This is a genomic window from Mesorhizobium sp. B2-3-6 (assembly GCF_006442305.1).
Taxonomy (GTDB): domain Bacteria; phylum Pseudomonadota; class Alphaproteobacteria; order Rhizobiales; family Rhizobiaceae; genus Mesorhizobium.
The window spans coordinates 136,863-153,763 of record NZ_VFVW01000005.1 but is presented as its reverse complement, the minus strand read 5'-3'; the positions used below and the strand labels follow the sequence as shown (position 1 = coordinate 153,763).

Below are 16,901 nucleotides of genomic sequence, written 5' to 3'. Positions count from 1 at the left end.
GAAACTTACGAAACAGTCTTGCGCATGGTGACCGAAGTCGGTCGCGCATAACCTTCATGCGCCGTTCTCACGGTCTCGCGAAAACCGAGCCGGGCAAAGGCTGCCTGGTTCCCAGCCAGCTCGATTCGCGTCTGCAGCTCGATTGCGGCCTTGCCGCGGCTGCGGGCAAAATCCTGGACGGCTTGCATCAACAACCTGCCGATGCCCTGGCCCTGACAGTCCGGCGTGACGGCGAGCTTGCCGACATAGAGGTGGTCGGTTCGTTCCAGGGCGAAGATGCAGCCGACGATCCTGTTGCCGCTGAGCGCCAGCATGCCGGTCTCGCGGCGGGCTTTGTCGCGCAAGGTTTCCGCAGTGAGCAGGTGCGCCGAGGACGGCGGGTCGATGATGCCGTCCATGAAGGCGAATGCGCGCAGGATCAGGGCGAGCACTTCGTTCCAGCGGTCGAAATCGGCCGGAATCCGGGTGATGACGATATCGGCAGTGCGCGTCAACGTCAGTTTCGTCTCTTGTAGCGGATGGTCTCGAAACGCGCGGCTAGCGCGTCATAGAGCAGCAGTCGTCCGATCAGCGGCTCGCCAATGCCGGTGATCAGCTTGATGGCTTCCATCGCCTGCAACGTGCCGATGACCCCAGTCAGCACGCCAAGCACCCCGGCCTCGGCGCAGGACGGCACCAGACCCGGCGGCGGGGCCTCCGGGAAGAGGTCGCGGTAGCCGGGGTTGGAGGTGCCGTCCCTATCGGCTTGGAACGGCATCAGCACGGTCACGGAGCCATCGAAACGGCCCACGGCGGCGTGCACCAGCGGCTTTCCCTCCGCCGCGCAGGCATCGGCCACGACATAGCGCGTCTCGAAATTGTCGGACCCGTCGACGACCACGTCGTAACGGGCGACGAGGGCTTGGGCATTGTCCGCGGTCAGGCGCAATGTGTGGATTTCGACAGCGGTGTTGGGATTGATGCGGGCAATTGCCGCCTTGGCGCTGTGGGTTTTCAGCATGCCGACAGTGTTCGTGCCGTGAATCACCTGCCGCTGCAGGTTGGAGAGCGAAACCGTGTCGTCGTCGATCACGCCGAGCGTACCGACGCCGGCTGCGGCAAGATATTCAAGCACTGGTGCGCCCAATCCGCCGGCGCCGATGACCAGCACCCGCGCTCGCTTCAGGCGCTGCTGGCCGGCGCCGCCAATTTCGGGCAGCACGATGTGGCGGGCATAGCGTTCGAGTTCTTCGTCGGTGAGGGCGGTGGCGATCATGGCTCGATCATATAGCGGGAGAAAAACCTTGTCAGGTGCTCACACAGCCATCGGCGCGACCGTGCCGTGATCCACGATCAGGAACTGCGCCCGGCCCGCCAGGCTGGAAAACAGCGCAGCATCGGTTCCCGTCATGAAAGCCTGGCAGTTCAATTCCTCCAGGATCGAGAACAGCGCCGCACGCCGGCCACCATCGAGATGTGCCGCGATCTCGTCGAGCAGCAGGATTGGCGTCAAGCCGGACATCTCGCCGGTCAATCTGGCATGCGACAGGACAATGCCGACAAGCAAGGCTTTCTGTTCGCCGGTCGAACACAGCGCCGCCGGCATCGCCTTGGGTCGGTGCCGGACCACGAGATCGGAGCGGTGCGGGCCCTCGAGCGTGCGCCCGGCGGCGCGGTCGCGGTCGCGGCCCCCGGCGAGCGTGCGGCGGAACCGCTCCTCGACGTCGACAGCCGGCGTGTTGGCGATCTCGGCTTCCAGATCGCCCGACAGGCCGATATCGGCCTGCGGAAACGGGCCGCTGTCGGGCAGCCTGTCGATCATGGCGGCCAGAAGGCGCACCATTTCGGCGCGCGCCGCGGCGATCGCCACGCCTGTCTCGGCCATCTGCGTCTCGATCGCCTCGAACCAGCTCAAATTCCGCGAACCTTCCGTCAGCAGCCGGTTGCGGCCGCGCATCGCCTTTTCATAGTCGAGGGCGCGCTGTCCGTGGCCTGGATCGATCGCCAGCACCAGCCGGTCGAGAAAGCGCCGGCGGTCCGCGGCCGGTCCGGTGAACAGAGCGTCCATGGACGGCGTCAGCCACACGACGCGCAGCCATTCCAGCATGTCTTCGGCCGATCGCGCCGTGGCGCCGTTGATACGCACCCGCCTGCCGCCCTCGCCAAGACTGTCGCCACTCGAAATGCCCGTCCCTATCTCGACTTGGCCGTCAGGTCCGTCGAGCCGTGCGTGCAGCGCAAAGCCGCCGTCACCGCCCTCACGCGCGACGTCCGCGTAAGGCGCGCGGCGCAGGCCGCGGCCCGGCGTCAACAGGGAAATCGCTTCCAGCAGATTGGTTTTGCCAGCGCCATTGTCACCGGAAAACACCACCGCGCCCGGCTCAAGCTCGACCGACAGCGCCGCATAGTTGCGGAAATTGGTAAGTGTAAGCTTACTTATATGGGTTTGTGCCGGCAACCGCTACTGCTCTACACCCGCATCGGCATCAGCACATAAAGCGCGGTTTCATCGGCCATGTCGTGGATCAGCGTTGGCGAACCGGCGTCGGCCAACATGAACCGGGCCTCTGAACCGGTCAATTGTGCGGCAACGTCGAGCAGGTACTTGGCGTTGAAGCCGATCTCGATCGGGTCGGCTGAATAGTCGGCGGCCAACTCCTCGGTGGCGCTGCCCGAATCCGGATTGTTGACCGCAAGCGTCACCTGGCCCTCACTGATCGAAAGCTTCACCGCGCGCCCGCGTTCGGAGGAGATGGTCGAGACGCGGTCGACGGCGGCCGCGAAGCTCTGGCGGTCGATGATCAGCTTCTTGTCGTTGCCGGTGGGAATGACCCGCTGATAATCGGGGAATGTGCCGTCGATCAGCTTGGAAGTCAGGATGACGCTGCCGATGGTGAAGCGGATCTTGGTGTCCGACAACTCGGTGGTGACCGCCACGTCGGGATCATCGACCAGCTTCTGCAATTCGCTGACCGTCTTGCGCGGTATGATGATGCCCGGCATGCCTTCGGAACCCGCCGGCGCGTCGATCTCGGCGCGCGCCAGGCGATGGCCGTCGGTCGCCACCGAGCGCAGCTTCAGCTTGCCGCCGACCTCATGTGTGTGAAGATAGATGCCGTTGAGATAATAGCGCGTCTCCTCGGTGGAGATGGCGAACTGGGTCTTCTCGATCAGCCCCTTGAGCGCGACCGAGTCGAGCCGGAAGATATGCGAGAAGGATCCGGCCGAAAGCTCGGGGAAGTCCGATTGCGGCAGGCATTGCAGTCGGAAGCTCGAGCGGCCGGAGGTCACCGTCATGGCGTTGCCGTCCTCGTCCGTCTTCAGCATCACCTCGGCACCGTCGGAAAGCTTGCGCACGATGTCGTAGAGCAGATGCGCCGGAACCGTTGTCGCGCCACCCCGCTCGACCTTGGCCGGCGTCGCTTCCGTCACCTCCAGGTCGAGGTCGGTGGCCTTCATTTCCAGGCTGGCGCCTTCGGCGCTGAGCAGCACGTTGGACAGGATCGGTATGGTGTTGCGCCGCTCGACCACGCGGTGGACGTGGTTGAGCGACTTCAGGAGATTTGACCGTTCCAGGATAACACGCATGACGAACCAGGCTCGCTTGAATGAATGAGCGGGTCTCCGGCTGGCGGCGTCCCGCGAAAGGTCTGAACAGGCTTCAGAATCTGCGTAAACTGACAGGAAAAAACCAGCAAACGCAAGCCCGCGCGACCGGTTCGGGCCGGCTACGCGGGCTTTCTGGGGATAAAGGCGGCGAAGCACGCCGCCAGGCGTTTTCGAACGGCTCAGGCCTGGTCGTTGATCAACCGTCTCAACAGTTCCAGTTCCTGCGCCAGCGTGTTGTCGCCGCCGGAAAGATCCTCGATCTTGCGCACTGCGTGCAGCACCGTTGTGTGGTCGCGGCCGCCGAAGCGCCGCCCGATCTCGGGCAGCGAGCGCGGCGTCATCACCTTGGACAGATACATGGCGACCTGCCTCGGCTTGACGATGGTGCGCGTGCGCCTGTTGGACAGCAACTCGGTCTTCGACACATTGTAGTGCCGCGCGACGATGCGCTGAATATCCTCGATACGGACCCGCTTCGGCTCGCCGGTGCGGTAGATATGGCCGAGGATCTCGTCGATGCGATCGATGGTGATCTGCGGCTCGAACGACTGGCGGAACAGGAGTTGATTGAAGGCGCCTTCCAGTTCGCGGCCGCTGCCGGTCACCGTGCGGGCGACGTGATTGAGGATCTCGTCGGAGATGTCGAGGGAAGCGTCGTCGTGCCTGGCGGTGGCGAGGCGCAGCTTGAGCATGCCCAGGCGCATGGCGAAATCGGGGGCCGACATTTCGAGCGCGACGCCGCCATTGAGGCGCGAGCGGACCCGCGGTTCGAGGGATTCCAGTTCCGACGGGGGCCGGTCGGCGGCGACGACGACCTGCTTGGCGCTGTCGAGCAGCATGTTGATCAGATGGCAGAATTCGTGCTGGATCGACTTGCCCTGCAGGAATTGCATGTCGTCGATGATGAGCAGGTCGATATCGCGAAGCTGTTCCTTGAGCGTCAAGGCATTGTTGTCGCGGATCGCGGTGGCGAAGCGCCACATGAAATATTCCGCCGTCAGGTAGACGACGCGCGATTTCGGGTTCTGCTTCAGCGATTCCGCGGCGATAGCCTGCAACAAATGGGTCTTGCCGAGGCCGACCGTCGCATGAAGGAAGAGCGGGTTGAAGCGCACCGCGCTCGACTGCGATTCCGCCACGGCCTTGGCCGCGGCGAAGGCCACCCGGTTCGACGGCCCTTCGATGAAAGAGGCGAACGTGTAACGCGGATCGAGCGGCGATCCCAGCACATTGTGGCGGAACTCGCTCTCGGCCGGCATGCCCGGGCGCGGCGCCGGAGCCCGCTCCAGCCTGCCGGGGCTTACGGTGCCGGCGGCCAGCGCCGTCTGCGTTTGTCGCGTCATCTTGCGCGCCGGCGCCAATTCCGGTTCGGCATGGCTGCGCCCCTGGCGGGTGGCTGTGCGCACGATGATCTCGATCTTGAGGATCTCCGGATCCTCGTGCTTCCAAAGCTCGCAGATAAGGTCGAGATAGTGGCCGTTGATCCACGAGCGCAGGAAGGCAGTGGGCACCGAAATGCGAACGATGCCCTTTGAAGCCTCCGCGACCTTCATGCGCCCGAACCAGCTCGAATAGACTTCGGTTCCCAACCGCGCCTTCAACTGGGCCTTGACCCGGTCGAACTTCTGTTCCGCGTCGCTGGAAGCCGCCATCTCATCAGCTCCGATCAGATTTCCTGAAAATGGGATGTCATTGGTAAGCTCCCTTTCGACGCCGCTCTGCATGATCGAGTTCCTTGTCTCTGTACCTGTTTTTCCGCCGGGGATGCGCCTCCTGCATCCGTGTTCCAGCGACTGCGCTTTGCTACGACGCCCGCTGCCGCCGCCGGCAGATGAACGTCGCCCATTGTCCAGGGAACCGGTGCCGGCCCATGGAAGCCAGTCCGTGTTGGGTATGTCAGGGCAATGCAACACCGTCCGGCGAAAATCGCCGGCGCTGTCGACCTGCCATGTATAGTTACGCCAGTCCCCTACCGTATCGAAAAAGAGCAAACCAAACCTGTTCGCGGACTTGATCCGCGCCACAAACCCCGCCAATTTAAGCTGGCCCATTCAGGCTGGGTCAGGGCCACCCGGCCCATCCCTTTCGATGGACCGACATTACCGAAATCGCTGTGGATAGGGCAAGGCCACGTCTAACGGATTTTTAAGGAATCTGGTTAGGTCCGGCGCGCCGAAGCGCCATGCGGCAGCACTATAGTTTGACAAAGCCATTGTGATTCAAACCCTTTTCCGGCGAATATGAAAAAGCCGGGCTGGCGCGAAATTTTGTGAAATAAATCGCTTGACAGCCAGTTGTTCTCCTGGCGCTTCGCCGCGCTGTGGACAACGTGTGGATGACTATCTGTAACTAGCTGGGAAATATTGATTATTTCTGCGGAGGGAGAATTTTTTAGCCGACACTTTTCAAGTATCTGGACCATCAGCCGGCACGCATATGCCGGCAAAGCATTTCGGACCGCAAACTCCGCTTTCGACGCCGTTTCCGAGTATTCTTTTTAAGTGCTTGCCGGCAAACGAAAAAACCCGGCACTATCGGCCGGGTTCTCAGAAGATCAGTCCGGAAAGGGACGTCAGGCCGACAGCACCTTGAGGCGCTGGGCCAGCCGTGAAACCTTGCGGGCCGCGGTGTTCTTGTGGATCACGCCCTTTGTCGCGGCACGCATCAATTCCGGCTCGGCGGCCTTGAACGCCGCCTGCGCGGCGGCCTTGTCGCCGGAGGCGAGCGCCTCCTCGACCTGGCGCACATAAGTGCGGACGCGCGAGCGGCGGTTTTTATTGATCGCCGCGCGGCGGACGATCTTGCGCGTTGCCTTTTTGGCCGAGGATGTATTGGCCATGATGCCTCTCTTCTGATCTGGTCGGCGCATGCGGCATGCCGCAGGGCACAAAAAACAAACGGGCAGCCACAGGGCCGCCTCGGTTGGTGCGGCTTATAGTTCAGCTTTCCCGGCGCGTCAACGCTGGCTGGCGTTCTTTTTGGCTGTCGTCGCGCCGGAGCATTTTTTCAGCCACGCCGAAGCATTTCGCGCCCCGGAGGTGCGCTGTCAGCGATTGGTGAAATTCGGCTTGCGCTTCTCGGCGAAGGCCGCCATGCCTTCCTTCTGGTCGTCGAGCGCAAACAGCGAATGGAACAGTCGACGTTCGAACCGCAGCCCCTCGGCGAGCGTCGTTTCATAGGCTCGGTTGACGGCTTCCTTTGCCATCATCACCGACGGCAGCGAAAAATCGGCGATCTTGGCCGCCGCCTTGACGGCCTCCTCGACAAGCTCGCCGGCAGGCACGACGCGCGAGACCAGCCCGGAACGCTCGGCCTCCGCGGCATCCATCATCCGCCCGGTCAGGCACATGTCCATCGCCTTCGACTTGCCGACGAACCGGGTCAGGCGTTGTGAGCCGCCCATGCCGGGAATGACGCCGAGCGTGATTTCGGGCTGGCCGAATTTTGCCGTGTCGGCGGCGATGATGAAGTCGCACATCATCGCCAGTTCGCAGCCGCCGCCCAGCGCATAGCCCGCCACCGCCGCGATGATCGGCTTGCGCGCCCGGGTCAACTCTTCCCAGCCGACGAAAAAGTCCTTGATGTAGGCATCGACGTAGGAAATCGACAGCATTTCCTTGATATCGGCGCCTGCGGCGAAGGCCTTCTCGGAACCAGTGACGACCATCGCGCCGATGCCGTCATCTGCCCCGAACACGTTTACCGCGGCCACCAATTCCGCCATGACCTGGGAATTCAGCGCATTGAGCGCCTTCGGCCGGTTCAAGGTGATCAGCCCGACCTTGCCCCTGGTTTCAACGACGATCGTTTCATAGGCCATGGCTTCGGCTCCTCTTCCAGGCAATTGAAGATCGATCTAGCTCACCGCTGACAGGTCCGGCAATAGAAGGTCGAGCGGCCGCTCTGCGTGATGCGCTCGATATGGCCGCCGCAGCCAGGCTTGGAGCAGGGTTCGCCCTCCCGGTCATACACCGCGAAGGAGTGCTGGAAATAGCCCAGCGAACCGTCGGTCTGCATGTAGTCGCGCAGCGACGATCCGCCGGCCGCAATGGCATCTGCGATGACCGAGCGGACCGCCACGGCAAGCCCCCGGCTTTGCTCACCCGCTTTCTTGCCGGCTTTGGCTATCGTGCCCGCCTCGCGCAGCGGCGACAGCCCGGCGCGCCATAGCGCCTCCGAGACATAGATGTTGCCGAGCCCGGCTATCAATCTCTGGTCGAGAAGAGCGGCCTTCAGCGGCGATTTCCGGCCCTTCAGCAGTGAGGCCAGCAGCACTCCGTCAAGCGCATTGCCGGTGGGTTCGACGCCGAGCCCCGCCAGCATCGGATGGGTGTCCGGCGGCCCTTCGCAAAACAGCATGAAGCCGAAGCGACGCGGATCGTTGAAAACCACGCGCGAGCGGGTGCCGTCCCGAGAGGCGACGTCGAAGATGACATGGTCGTGCGTCGAACTCTTCGACCGCTCGTGATGGAACACGCCGGGCATTTCGGCAGCGTCGGCCGTCTCGATGCGAAACGAGCCCGACATGCCGAGATGGCAGATCAGGGCGGGACCGCCTTCGAGATCCATCGTCAGATATTTGGCTCGGCGTCCGAGCGCCGTGATCGTCTTGCCGGTCAGCCGCTCGGCGAATTTTTCGGGGAATGGAAAACGCAGGTCCGGCCGGCGTGCCTCGGCGCGGATGATGCGGGCACCCTCCAGAACCGGCTCCAGCCCGCGCCGGACCGTCTCGACCTCGGGCAATTCAGGCATGGCCGCCCATATCCGGGTAAAAGGAAGTGCCGTAGCGGCCGTGCGCCAACCCGAGATGTTCGGCCACGGTTTCACCAATGTCGCAGAATGTCGTTCTCAGCCCGATGTCGCCGCCCGTCAGACCTGGTCCGATGCCGATCACCGGAATGCGTTCGCGTGTGTGGTCGGTGCCGCGCCAGGTCGGGTCGTTGCCGTGGTCGGCCGTCAGGATCAGCAGATCGCCCTGTCGCAATCTCGCGAATGCTTCCGGCAGTCGCCGGTCGAAGGCCTCGAGCGCGGCGGCATAACCTGCAACATCGCGGCGATGGCCGAACTCGGTGTCGAAATCGACGAAATTGGCGAAGACGAGATCGCCGTCGCGGGCCGCATCCATTGCATCAAGCGCCTGGTCGAACATGGCCATGTTGCCCGCGGCTTTGCGCACTTCCGAAATCCCCCGATGGGCAAAGATGTCGCCGATCTTGCCCACGGCGATGACGCGGCTGCCACGCGCCGTCAGCCGGTCGAGCAATGTCGGCTCGGGTGGCGGCACGGCGTAGTCGTGTCGGTTGTAGGTCCGCTCGAAAGTGGCTGCCGTCTCGCCGACGAACGGTCGCGCGATCACCCTTCCGATCCTCAACGGATCAACCAGGCGACGCACCACCTTGCAGAATTCGTAGAGCCGCTCCAGTCCGAAATGGACCTCGTGCGCGGCGACTTGCAGGACTGAGTCCACCGAGGTGTAGCAGATCGGCTTGCCCGTGCGGATGTGCTCCTCGCCGAACCGTTCGATGACCTCGGTACCAGGCGCATGGCAGTTGCCGAGAATGCCCGGCACCTTGCCCTCGCGGATGATCGCCTCGGTCAGTTCGGCGGGAAAGGCTGGGATCGTGTCGGGAAAATAACCCCAGTCGAAACGCACCGGCAGGCCGGCTATCTCCCAATGACCGGATGGCGTGTCCTTGCCGCTCGAAACCTCCTGGGCGGCACCGTGGAAGGCATTGTCGACGAGATCCGTCCCGAAAGCGGCAAAGCCCAGCCCCGTCGCGGTCTCGGCAGCCTTGCCAAGTCCGAGCGACGCCATGTTGGGAACAAACAACGGCCCTTGGCGAAGTCCTTCGCGATCGGCGCGGCCTTCCGCACAGGCCTCGGTGATATGGGCGAAGGTGTTGGCACCGGCATCTCCGTAGCGTTCGGCGTCGGCGGCGCCGCCTATGCCGAAGGAATCCAGGACGAAGAGGAAAGCACGCGCCATGAGGTCATTATTGCCGGTTTGAGCACCCAGACATAGGGTTCCACGGCGGCATTGGCAATTCGGAAACCAAACGGCAACCGCTCGGCGCGATAGTCCGGAACCAATTCATTGACGGATCGCAGGACCGGGTCTCCCATGAAAGCTGCCCTGAAGACATGCGCCGCTCTCATGATCGCGCAAGGCGCGGTCTGGTCCGGCTCGGCGCACGCCGACTGGCGTGACGATATCGGCACGTTTCGCATCGGCATCGTCGCCGAACCCGGCGCCGCCAACACCGTTCCAGGCCTGGCGCGGTTGACCGAGGCCTTTACCAACGCGCTGGGCATGAAGGTGGAGTTCGTCGTTGCCCGTGACTATGCCGCGCTGATCGATGCGCAGGCCAATGCCCGCATCGAATATGCCGTCTACTCGGCGACCGCCTATGCAACGGCGTCAAGACGCTGCGAGTGCGTCGAACCGCTTGTGGCACCGGTCGATTCCGATGGCGCGGTCGGCATCCGCGCCGTGCTGCTGACGAAGGATGGCAAGGTGCCCAGCCTGGCCGCGATGGAAACCCACCGGATCGCCATGCCGCCGGCGGACAGCATTGGTTCTCTTTTGCCATTGGCCGGACTGGCCGCCGAGCACGTCAAGATCGCAGAGGACGCATCGTTTCTGGTTCACGCCGGTTCCGCCTCGGCCGCGGAAGGAATGCTGGTCGATGGCCAGGCCGATGCCTTGTTCGGCTGGGCGACGGCGGCGGCCGACGGCGAGCCAAGACTATCGGGCACGCAGGCAAGGATCGAAGCCGCCGGGCTTTCGGCGACCGCCCTTCAAGTCGTATGGACGTCGGGTTTGCTGAGATACGGTCCTCACGCGGTGCGTAGCGATCTCGACCCGGAAGCCAAGCGCCGGTTGGCGGTTTTCCTGACCAATCTCAAATCGACGACGCCCGACATCTACGACCTGCTGGAATCGAGGCATTCCGGCGGTTTCGCCACCGTGGTTCCCAAGGATTACGAGATGGCGCACGCCATCGTGCGTCTGGTGTCGGACGGTGGCGTGCGGCGATAGGGTCGTCAGCAGTCGCCGCAGGGTATCGTCAGGCTCCTGCGCGGACGCAGATAATAGGTCTCGCCCATCGATATGTGGTTGAAGACCGTCGTCAATCCGGCCGTCTGTGAGCTGTCTGCGGACCAGGTGATGATCGGTTTGTAACCAAGTTTGCTTTCGACACGAATGAGAAAGGTGCCTGCGACCCTGAGCGTTGCCGGAACCGTAGTGGTTGCGGGCAGGGCGGTGCCGATACTGTAAGCACCATTGACCACCTTGCGCGACCACACCACGTTCACCCTGGGCGGCGTGTCGGTTGTGACCTGTATTGCCGTGATGGTGATATCCGGCTTCGAGCGATTGTACGGCTGCAAGGTGGAGGTGCCGATCTTCATGATGGCATCCAGATCCGCCTTGACGATGGTCGGTTGCTGCGTGACCAGATCCGCGACCATGCTGCCGATGCGGCTGACCTTCTTGCTGGTCTCGATGGCCTGCGAAGCCTCCATGGTGATGAAATACATGATCAGCAGGATTGGCACGATGAGAGCGAACTCGACCGCCGCGATGCCGCGGCGATCGCGTATGAAACCGACCCACTTCCCCCAGCGTCCTGCAATTTCTGGATGTGCCCCCGCACGCATCATGCCCGTCCCTTTTTCTTGGCTTTGCTTTCGCCGCGAACTCAGTTGTCGAATGGCTCGTTCTGCCAGGTCACCGATGCAAAATGCAGTGTTTTGTTACCGCCCATCGACTGAGCCAGAAGATCGGTCATGACGGGCCATTTGTAGAAGACCCGCAGCATGTTCTTCGATTCTGCCAGGCCCGGCGTGGTCGCGAAGGGCTGCGAGTTGGCGCCTTGCATCAAGATGATCTCGCCATTCTCGATCTTGAAGCTGGCCGTGGCCGCGTCGGCGAACGTGGTATATGCGCGAAGGTCCACGTCCAGCTGATTTGGGCAATCCTGCGAGACGATGATCTTCAGTTTGTCGCAGATCATGGTCTTCAACTTGTCCCCGGCGACGTCGGCCGGTCTCAACTGCCCGGTGCGCAATTTGCGCGCGATGTCGTCGGTGATGTTGGCCATAACTTCCTGGCCGGCAAATGAGATGCAGCTTTCCAGGATGGCGAAGACAAGAACCGCGAACGGCAATGCGAGCAGCGCGAATTCCAGTGCCGTACTGCCGCGGCGGTCGCCGGCGAAGCGTGCGAAAAGCCGTGCCCGTCTTGCCTTGCGGTCGCTTGTCGAGACGAATTCGATGCTCATGCTCTGATCCTGCCCATCCCCAGACGGTCTCGGCAGGTGTACTAGTGCAAACCAGTTGAAGTCCGGTTTGAATGATCGTTAAAGTCGCCGCGGGCGCCTTAACCACCCGCTAACCTGGACCGCGTGCCTACCGGCTGACGCTCATCTCGGCTTCTGAGGATTTTTCGGCTTCGCTCTTGTAGGAGCTTTCGCAATAGGGCGTGCAGGACATGGTCTGAACTTCAGCGCGCCGGTAGATGCGCACCGACGAGGCCGCCTGCCGCACGACGGTGATCTGTTCATCGATGATCGGGCTGCCATCCTGGTCGAGGACGACGAGGTTGGTGACGCCGAAGCCCTTGCCAGTCAGCACGATCGTCGAGGCGTCCTGCACGGACGCGTCGGCGATTGCCGGGTTGCCGACCACGATCGTGTCGGCGGGGCGCGACAGTTTGACGATCTTGGCCTGGTTCATGGTGACCTCGATGCCGGTGTCGGCCCTGGCGGGCATGACAAAGCTCACGGCGGCAAGAAGCACGGCAATCAGGATCGACGATTTCGGCTCGGCCATTGACGCGCTCCAGGCGGGCGGACTGTTCAACGGAACATGAACGAGATTGGTGAACCAACGGTTAAGCAGGCCCGGGCGCCATATGCCGCGATCGTCATACGCGCCGCGGAGCTGTTTCTTTTGCGGCTGCTTGCCTGGGAATTGCGCCTCGGCCGGCGCTTAGCCCATAGTTAACCACGCAATATGTTCCAACCGGGAAAGGAATCGGTAAGGCTGTTTATTAAGTCGATCGAAAGAGCTTCTCCCTAGATTGGCAGCATCCGATCAACCATCACAGAAGTTGACGGAAGTGCTGTAACACGTGGAGTAGGAGCTCTCGAATGTCTAATCTCATTGCACGTTTCGTAAAGGACGAATCCGGCGCGACCGCTATCGAATATGGTCTGATCGCCGCCCTCATCGCGCTCGCCATCATCGTCGGCGCCGGCGCGCTTGGCAACGCCATCAACGCCAAGTTCGAAGCTATCGGAACGTCCCTGAACAACGTCCCGACGCCCTGAACGACGTCAAGTATATTGAGCGCTCGGATTGCGTTCTGGACAAGGGCCGCCACCTGGCGGCCCTTGTTCTATTCAATGTCTTTTTGCCCTGGGCCTCATCAATCGTTAATCGAACATGCTTAGATTGAGTGCGGCTTAATCCGATAATAGGCATAGCGCCGATGCTTGAAGCCCTGATCTTCGTCGTCTTCCCGTTCTGCATGCTGTTCGCCGCGATCTCCGACATGCTGTCGATGACGATCGCCAATCGCGTGCCGGTGCTGCTCGTCGTCGTCTTCGCGCTGGTTGCGCCGCTGACCGGCATGGAATGGGCGGCCTATGGCTGGCATTTCGCCGCCGGCGCGCTGGTTCTTGCCGCAACGTTCGGCCTCTTTGCAATGGGCGGCATGGGCGGCGGTGATGCCAAGCTGCTGGCCGCGACCGCCGTGTGGATGGGACTCAACATCCAGCTCGTCGAGTATCTCGTGGTCTCGACCTTCATAGGCGGCTTGCTGACGCTTGCCATTCTCGTCTACCGGAAGTCGCCGCTTGCGGTTTTTACCGGCCGCAATCCGTTCCTGCGTCACTTCGCGGACGAGACGACCGGGGTTCCCTACGGCATCGCGCTCGGTTTGGGCGGATTGCTGACCTACCCGGATTCGCCCCTGATGGTCTGGGCGCTGGCCAGGCTGGCGGCCTGACCTTACCGATCATTCCTTGGCTGTGTTGCGGCTGGCTCCGCGGAGCGGGGCTGGCTGTTTGTCCGTGGCTGCGCAATACAGCTAATTTATGTAAACCTTAAATTAATCACGATCGTAAGCATTACATTAACCTTGTTTTGACGATTGCCGCTGCAAAGTCCGGCCTGGCTAGGTGGTTTGCCAAGGCGAGGGTTCGGACAGATGCCAGCATCCCGATTGATTATTCTGAGCGTGGCGGTCGCCGCGGCGGGTGGTGCTGGCTATGTCGCGAAGAACATGGTCGCCGCGCCGCCACCGCAGATCGTCGAGTCCGGTCCAGCGGCTCCCGCCGTGGCATTGCAGGACGTGCTTGTCCTGTCGGGCGATGTCACCATGGGCAGCCCGCTCGAGAACAACATTGCCTGGCAATCCTGGCCGGCTGACGGCATCAACGCCAATTTCATCACCAAGGCCACTGCTCCCGATGCCCTGGAGAAACTGAAGGCGTCCATAGCCCGTGTGCCAATGTACGCGGGCGAGCCGGTGCGGCGTTCCAAGCTGATCGGCGAGGGGCAAAGCTTCATGTCGTCGATCCTGCCTTCCGGCATGCGGGCGGTCGCCACGACGATATCGGCCGACACCTCTGCCGGCGGCTTCATCCTTCCGAATGATTTCGTCGACGTCATCATGACCCGCCGGGCCGATGCCAACAGCGGCGGCTCCGGCTTCAACACCGAAACCATCCTCAAGAACATCCGCGTCCTGGCGATCGACCAGACCATCCAGGAGGACGAGGAAGGTAAGAAGACCAGGGTAGGCCAGACCGCCACGCTGGAACTGACGCCCAAGCAGGCGGAGATCATCACCGTCGCCCAGCAGATGGCGGATCGCCTGACGCTCGCGCTGCGCGCGATCACGGACACCCAGGAAAAGAATTTGGATGAGGCCGACTATCTCGTTTCCGGCAATGGCCGCAAGGGAACGGTCAGGCTGATCAAGTCGGGCGAAGTTTCCGAAGTGGGGGCAAGGAAATGAGGCTAAGCGGTAAACTGCCGGCGATCATGGCAGCGGCTTTCGGCCTGCTGCTCATTGGGACAAACGTGCAGAGCGTTGTCGAGGCCAAGAGTGCACAGGTTTCGGCTTCGGCGGCCACCCAGCGCGTCAAGCTCGGCCTCAACAAGTCGGTGGTCATCGACCTGCCGAGTGATGCCTACGACATTCTTGTCGCCAATCCGACCGTCGCCGATGCGGTGACCCGCACCGCGAGGCGCATCTACCTGTTCGGCAAGGCGGTTGGCGAGACCAACATCTTTGTGTTCGGGCCGAATGGCGAACAGATCGTCAGCCTCGATCTGGCCGTCGAACGCGACGTCGCAGGCCTGGAGGATTATATCAAGCGCTTCATCCCGACATCGTCCATCAAGGTCGAACTGCTGAACGACAACGTCGTCCTGACGGGAACCGTCGACACGCCGCTGGACGCCAAACGCGCCGTCGACCTGGCGACGATCTTCGTCTCGGGCGGTGAAGCGACGACGGGACAATATTCGCAGACCGCGGCCGGCGGCTCGGCCCAGAGTGGTGTCGACATCAACAATCCGGACCAGGAACGCCGCGTCTCGAAAATCGTCAATCTTTTGCAGATCATCGGCGACGACCAGGTCACGCTCAAGGTGACGGTCGCCGAAGTCAGCCGCTCCGTGATGAAGCAGCTTGGCGTCAACATGGTGGGCAGCGGCGGTAGCAACGGCATCAGCTATGACGCGATGAGCACCCCGGCATACGGGCTTGGGAAACCGCTGTCGCAATTCTCGGGAGCTTCGATCGGCACCTCGGCGCTTCAGGCGTATCTAAACGCAATGGAGCAAGGTGGCGTCATGAAGACGCTGGCGGAGCCGACCCTCACCGCCGTGTCGGGTGAGAAGGCGACATTCAGGGTCGGTGGCGAGTTCAATCTCATCACCAGCCGTACGAACAATGTTTCAGACGAGAACAAGACAGGGCAGGTCACATACACCAACGACAAACTCGAATACGGCATCGGCCTGGAGTTTCAGCCGGTTGTGCTGTCGGCCGGTCGGATCAGCCTCAAGGTCCGGACGTCCGTGTCGGAGCCTACTGCCGAAGGCGCCACCACGCTGGAAGCTGCAGGCAGGTTGCCCGGAACCACGTTGTTGTCTATCCGCAAGAGACTTGCCGACACGACCGTCGAATTGCCGTCAGGTGGTTCTATGATGATCGCCGGCCTCGTCCGCGATGACGTCAGGCAGGCTGTCGCCGGCCTGCCCGGGCTGACAAAGATCCCGGTGCTCGGCACACTGTTCCGAAGCAGAGACTTCGTGCGCAACGAGACCGAACTGGTGATCATCATCACGCCCTATCTGGTGAAACCGGTGGCACGAAACGACCTCGCCAAACCTGACGACAATTTCAACGCCGCCAGCGATGGCGCCGGTATGTTCCTGGGCCGAGTCAATCGTGTCTACGGCACAATGCAGACGGACAAGCCCAGCGGCCGTTATCACGGCGTCGTCGGCTTCATCTACAAGTGAACGGGGAAGCGGACATGTCTCAGTCAGCATTGCAGGCAAGGACCATCGCCATGACCACGCGCTCCGGCCGTTCGCGAATTCTCCGGCGCGCCATTCCTGCCCTGGCGGTGGCGATGGCGGCATTGCTGGCCGGCTGCGCCCAGCGCGACAGTGTCACCGTCGGCGCCATTCCAGACGACTACCGCACCAACCATCCGATCGTGATCGCCGAGAAGAACCAAAAGATAGATCTACCTGTCGGTGCAGGTGACCGCGGCATGACCGGCTCGCAGCGCGATACGCTCCTGGGTTTCCTCGACGGCTATGACAAGAGTGCTGCCCCGACGCTGACGATCCAGGTTCCGAGCGGCTCGGCCAACGAGGTCGCCGCCGCCGCAGCAGCGCGCGATTTCGCCCGGCTCGCGATTGCCGCGGGCGTCAAGCGCAACCGGATCGTGGTCGTCTCCTATCAGGCTGCCTCGAGCGAGACATCCGCCCCGATCCGGGTCGCCTATATCGCCGTGAAGGCCCAGACCGACAAATGCGGACGATGGCCAGATGACCTGCTGGAGACGTCTGAGAACAAACACTATGCCGATTTCGGCTGCTCCTATCAAAACAATCTCGCCGCCCAGATGGCCAATCCGGCCGACCTGATCGGGCCGCGCAAGCAGACCACCATCGACGCGGAAAATCGTGGCGCGGTGATCGATGTCTACCGCAGCAGGGGTATTTCGGACGAGTTCCTCGGCAATTCTGAAGTGACGTACTGAGCCGCGCCCTAAGGA

Annotated in this window: 18 protein-coding genes; 6 read left to right on the top strand and 12 right to left on the bottom strand. The window is 62.3% G+C overall.

Annotation, left to right across the window (positions count from 1 at the left end):
* Positions 1 to 5 precede the first annotated feature (5 nt).
* The 9 genes from FJ953_RS16725 to FJ953_RS16685 all read right to left on the bottom strand — a co-directional run bounded on the left by FJ953_RS16725 (position 6) and on the right by FJ953_RS16685 (position 9,574).
* On the bottom strand, positions 6 to 494 hold the full coding sequence (locus FJ953_RS16725; RefSeq protein WP_140513188.1) for a GNAT family N-acetyltransferase: 489 nt from the start codon (positions 492 to 494) through the stop codon (positions 6 to 8).
* Positions 495 to 496: 2 nt separating this feature from the next.
* Positions 497 to 1,255, bottom strand: coding sequence for a molybdopterin-synthase adenylyltransferase MoeB (locus FJ953_RS16720; RefSeq protein ID WP_140496755.1), 759 nt, complete (start codon positions 1,253 to 1,255; stop codon positions 497 to 499).
* A 39-nt stretch (positions 1,256 to 1,294) separates the two neighbouring features.
* Positions 1,295 to 2,437, bottom strand: coding sequence for a DNA replication/repair protein RecF (recF, locus tag FJ953_RS16715; protein ID WP_140624821.1), 1,143 nt, complete (start codon positions 2,435 to 2,437; stop codon positions 1,295 to 1,297).
* A gap of 11 nt (positions 2,438 to 2,448) precedes the next feature.
* Positions 2,449 to 3,567, bottom strand: coding sequence for a DNA polymerase III subunit beta (dnaN, locus tag FJ953_RS16710; RefSeq protein ID WP_140496751.1), 1,119 nt, complete (start codon positions 3,565 to 3,567; stop codon positions 2,449 to 2,451).
* 200 nt (positions 3,568 to 3,767) lie between these two features.
* Positions 3,768 to 5,312, bottom strand: coding sequence for a chromosomal replication initiator protein DnaA (gene dnaA / locus FJ953_RS16705; protein ID WP_140496749.1), 1,545 nt, complete (start codon positions 5,310 to 5,312; stop codon positions 3,768 to 3,770).
* Positions 5,313 to 6,160: 848 nt separating this feature from the next.
* Positions 6,161 to 6,427 carry a 30S ribosomal protein S20 gene (rpsT, locus tag FJ953_RS16700; RefSeq protein WP_140496747.1) on the bottom strand — a complete coding sequence of 89 codons (267 nt, stop codon included), beginning with the start codon at positions 6,425 to 6,427 and terminating at the stop codon, positions 6,161 to 6,163.
* A 207-nt stretch (positions 6,428 to 6,634) separates the two neighbouring features.
* A complete protein-coding gene (locus FJ953_RS16695; RefSeq protein ID WP_140564841.1) occupies positions 6,635 to 7,408 on the bottom strand; it encodes an enoyl-CoA hydratase in 774 nt (257 codons plus the stop codon).
* Between the two features lie 41 nt (positions 7,409 to 7,449).
* The gene (gene mutM / locus FJ953_RS16690; RefSeq protein ID WP_140496743.1) at positions 7,450 to 8,340 is read right to left on the bottom strand and encodes a bifunctional DNA-formamidopyrimidine glycosylase/DNA-(apurinic or apyrimidinic site) lyase; all 891 of its coding nucleotides are present in this window, start codon (positions 8,338 to 8,340) and stop codon (positions 7,450 to 7,452) included.
* Positions 8,333 to 9,574, bottom strand: coding sequence for a phosphopentomutase (locus FJ953_RS16685; protein ID WP_140557604.1), 1,242 nt, complete (start codon positions 9,572 to 9,574; stop codon positions 8,333 to 8,335). The genes mutM and FJ953_RS16685 overlap by 8 nt, the downstream gene beginning before the upstream one ends.
* 135 nt (positions 9,575 to 9,709) lie before the next feature.
* On the opposite strand from FJ953_RS16685, the gene FJ953_RS16680 reads away from it, so the two are divergent.
* Positions 9,710 to 10,627, top strand: a complete 918-nt coding sequence (locus tag FJ953_RS16680) for a PhnD/SsuA/transferrin family substrate-binding protein (RefSeq protein ID WP_140624820.1) — start codon at positions 9,710 to 9,712, stop codon at positions 10,625 to 10,627.
* Between the two features lie 5 nt (positions 10,628 to 10,632).
* On the opposite strand, the gene FJ953_RS16675 is transcribed toward FJ953_RS16680, so the two are convergent.
* The 3 genes from FJ953_RS16675 to FJ953_RS16665 all read right to left on the bottom strand — a co-directional run bounded on the left by FJ953_RS16675 (position 10,633) and on the right by FJ953_RS16665 (position 12,423).
* Positions 10,633 to 11,253: a TadE/TadG family type IV pilus assembly protein gene (locus tag FJ953_RS16675; protein ID WP_140624819.1), complete on the bottom strand. Its 621-nt coding sequence runs from the start codon at positions 11,251 to 11,253 to the stop codon at positions 10,633 to 10,635.
* Between the two features lie 38 nt (positions 11,254 to 11,291).
* Entirely contained in the window at positions 11,292 to 11,873 is a 582-nt protein-coding gene (locus FJ953_RS16670; protein ID WP_140513202.1) for a TadE/TadG family type IV pilus assembly protein, read from the bottom strand.
* Between the two features lie 127 nt (positions 11,874 to 12,000).
* The gene (locus tag FJ953_RS16665) at positions 12,001 to 12,423 is read right to left on the bottom strand and encodes a pilus assembly protein N-terminal domain-containing protein (RefSeq protein ID WP_140496732.1); all 423 of its coding nucleotides are present in this window, start codon (positions 12,421 to 12,423) and stop codon (positions 12,001 to 12,003) included.
* Positions 12,424 to 12,743: 320 nt separating this feature from the next.
* Here FJ953_RS16665 and FJ953_RS16660 point away from each other — a divergent pair, with 320 nt between their 5' ends.
* The 5 genes from FJ953_RS16660 to FJ953_RS16640 all read left to right on the top strand — a co-directional run bounded on the left by FJ953_RS16660 (position 12,744) and on the right by FJ953_RS16640 (position 16,886).
* Entirely contained in the window at positions 12,744 to 12,923 is a 180-nt protein-coding gene (locus tag FJ953_RS16660; RefSeq protein WP_140496730.1) for a Flp family type IVb pilin, read from the top strand.
* A gap of 161 nt (positions 12,924 to 13,084) precedes the next feature.
* Positions 13,085 to 13,603: a prepilin peptidase gene (locus FJ953_RS16655; protein WP_140513204.1), complete on the top strand. Its 519-nt coding sequence runs from the start codon at positions 13,085 to 13,087 to the stop codon at positions 13,601 to 13,603.
* Between the two features lie 201 nt (positions 13,604 to 13,804).
* Complete coding sequence (gene cpaB / locus FJ953_RS16650; RefSeq protein ID WP_140624818.1) at positions 13,805 to 14,617, top strand: Flp pilus assembly protein CpaB; 813 nt, start codon at positions 13,805 to 13,807, stop codon at positions 14,615 to 14,617.
* Positions 14,614 to 16,134 carry a type II and III secretion system protein family protein gene (locus FJ953_RS16645; protein WP_140513208.1) on the top strand — a complete coding sequence of 507 codons (1,521 nt, stop codon included), beginning with the start codon at positions 14,614 to 14,616 and terminating at the stop codon, positions 16,132 to 16,134. Before cpaB ends, FJ953_RS16645 begins: the two co-directional genes overlap by 4 nt.
* 14 nt (positions 16,135 to 16,148) lie before the next feature.
* Entirely contained in the window at positions 16,149 to 16,886 is a 738-nt protein-coding gene (locus tag FJ953_RS16640; protein ID WP_140496714.1) for a CpaD family pilus assembly protein, read from the top strand.
* The last annotated feature ends 15 nt before the right edge of the window (positions 16,887 to 16,901 follow it).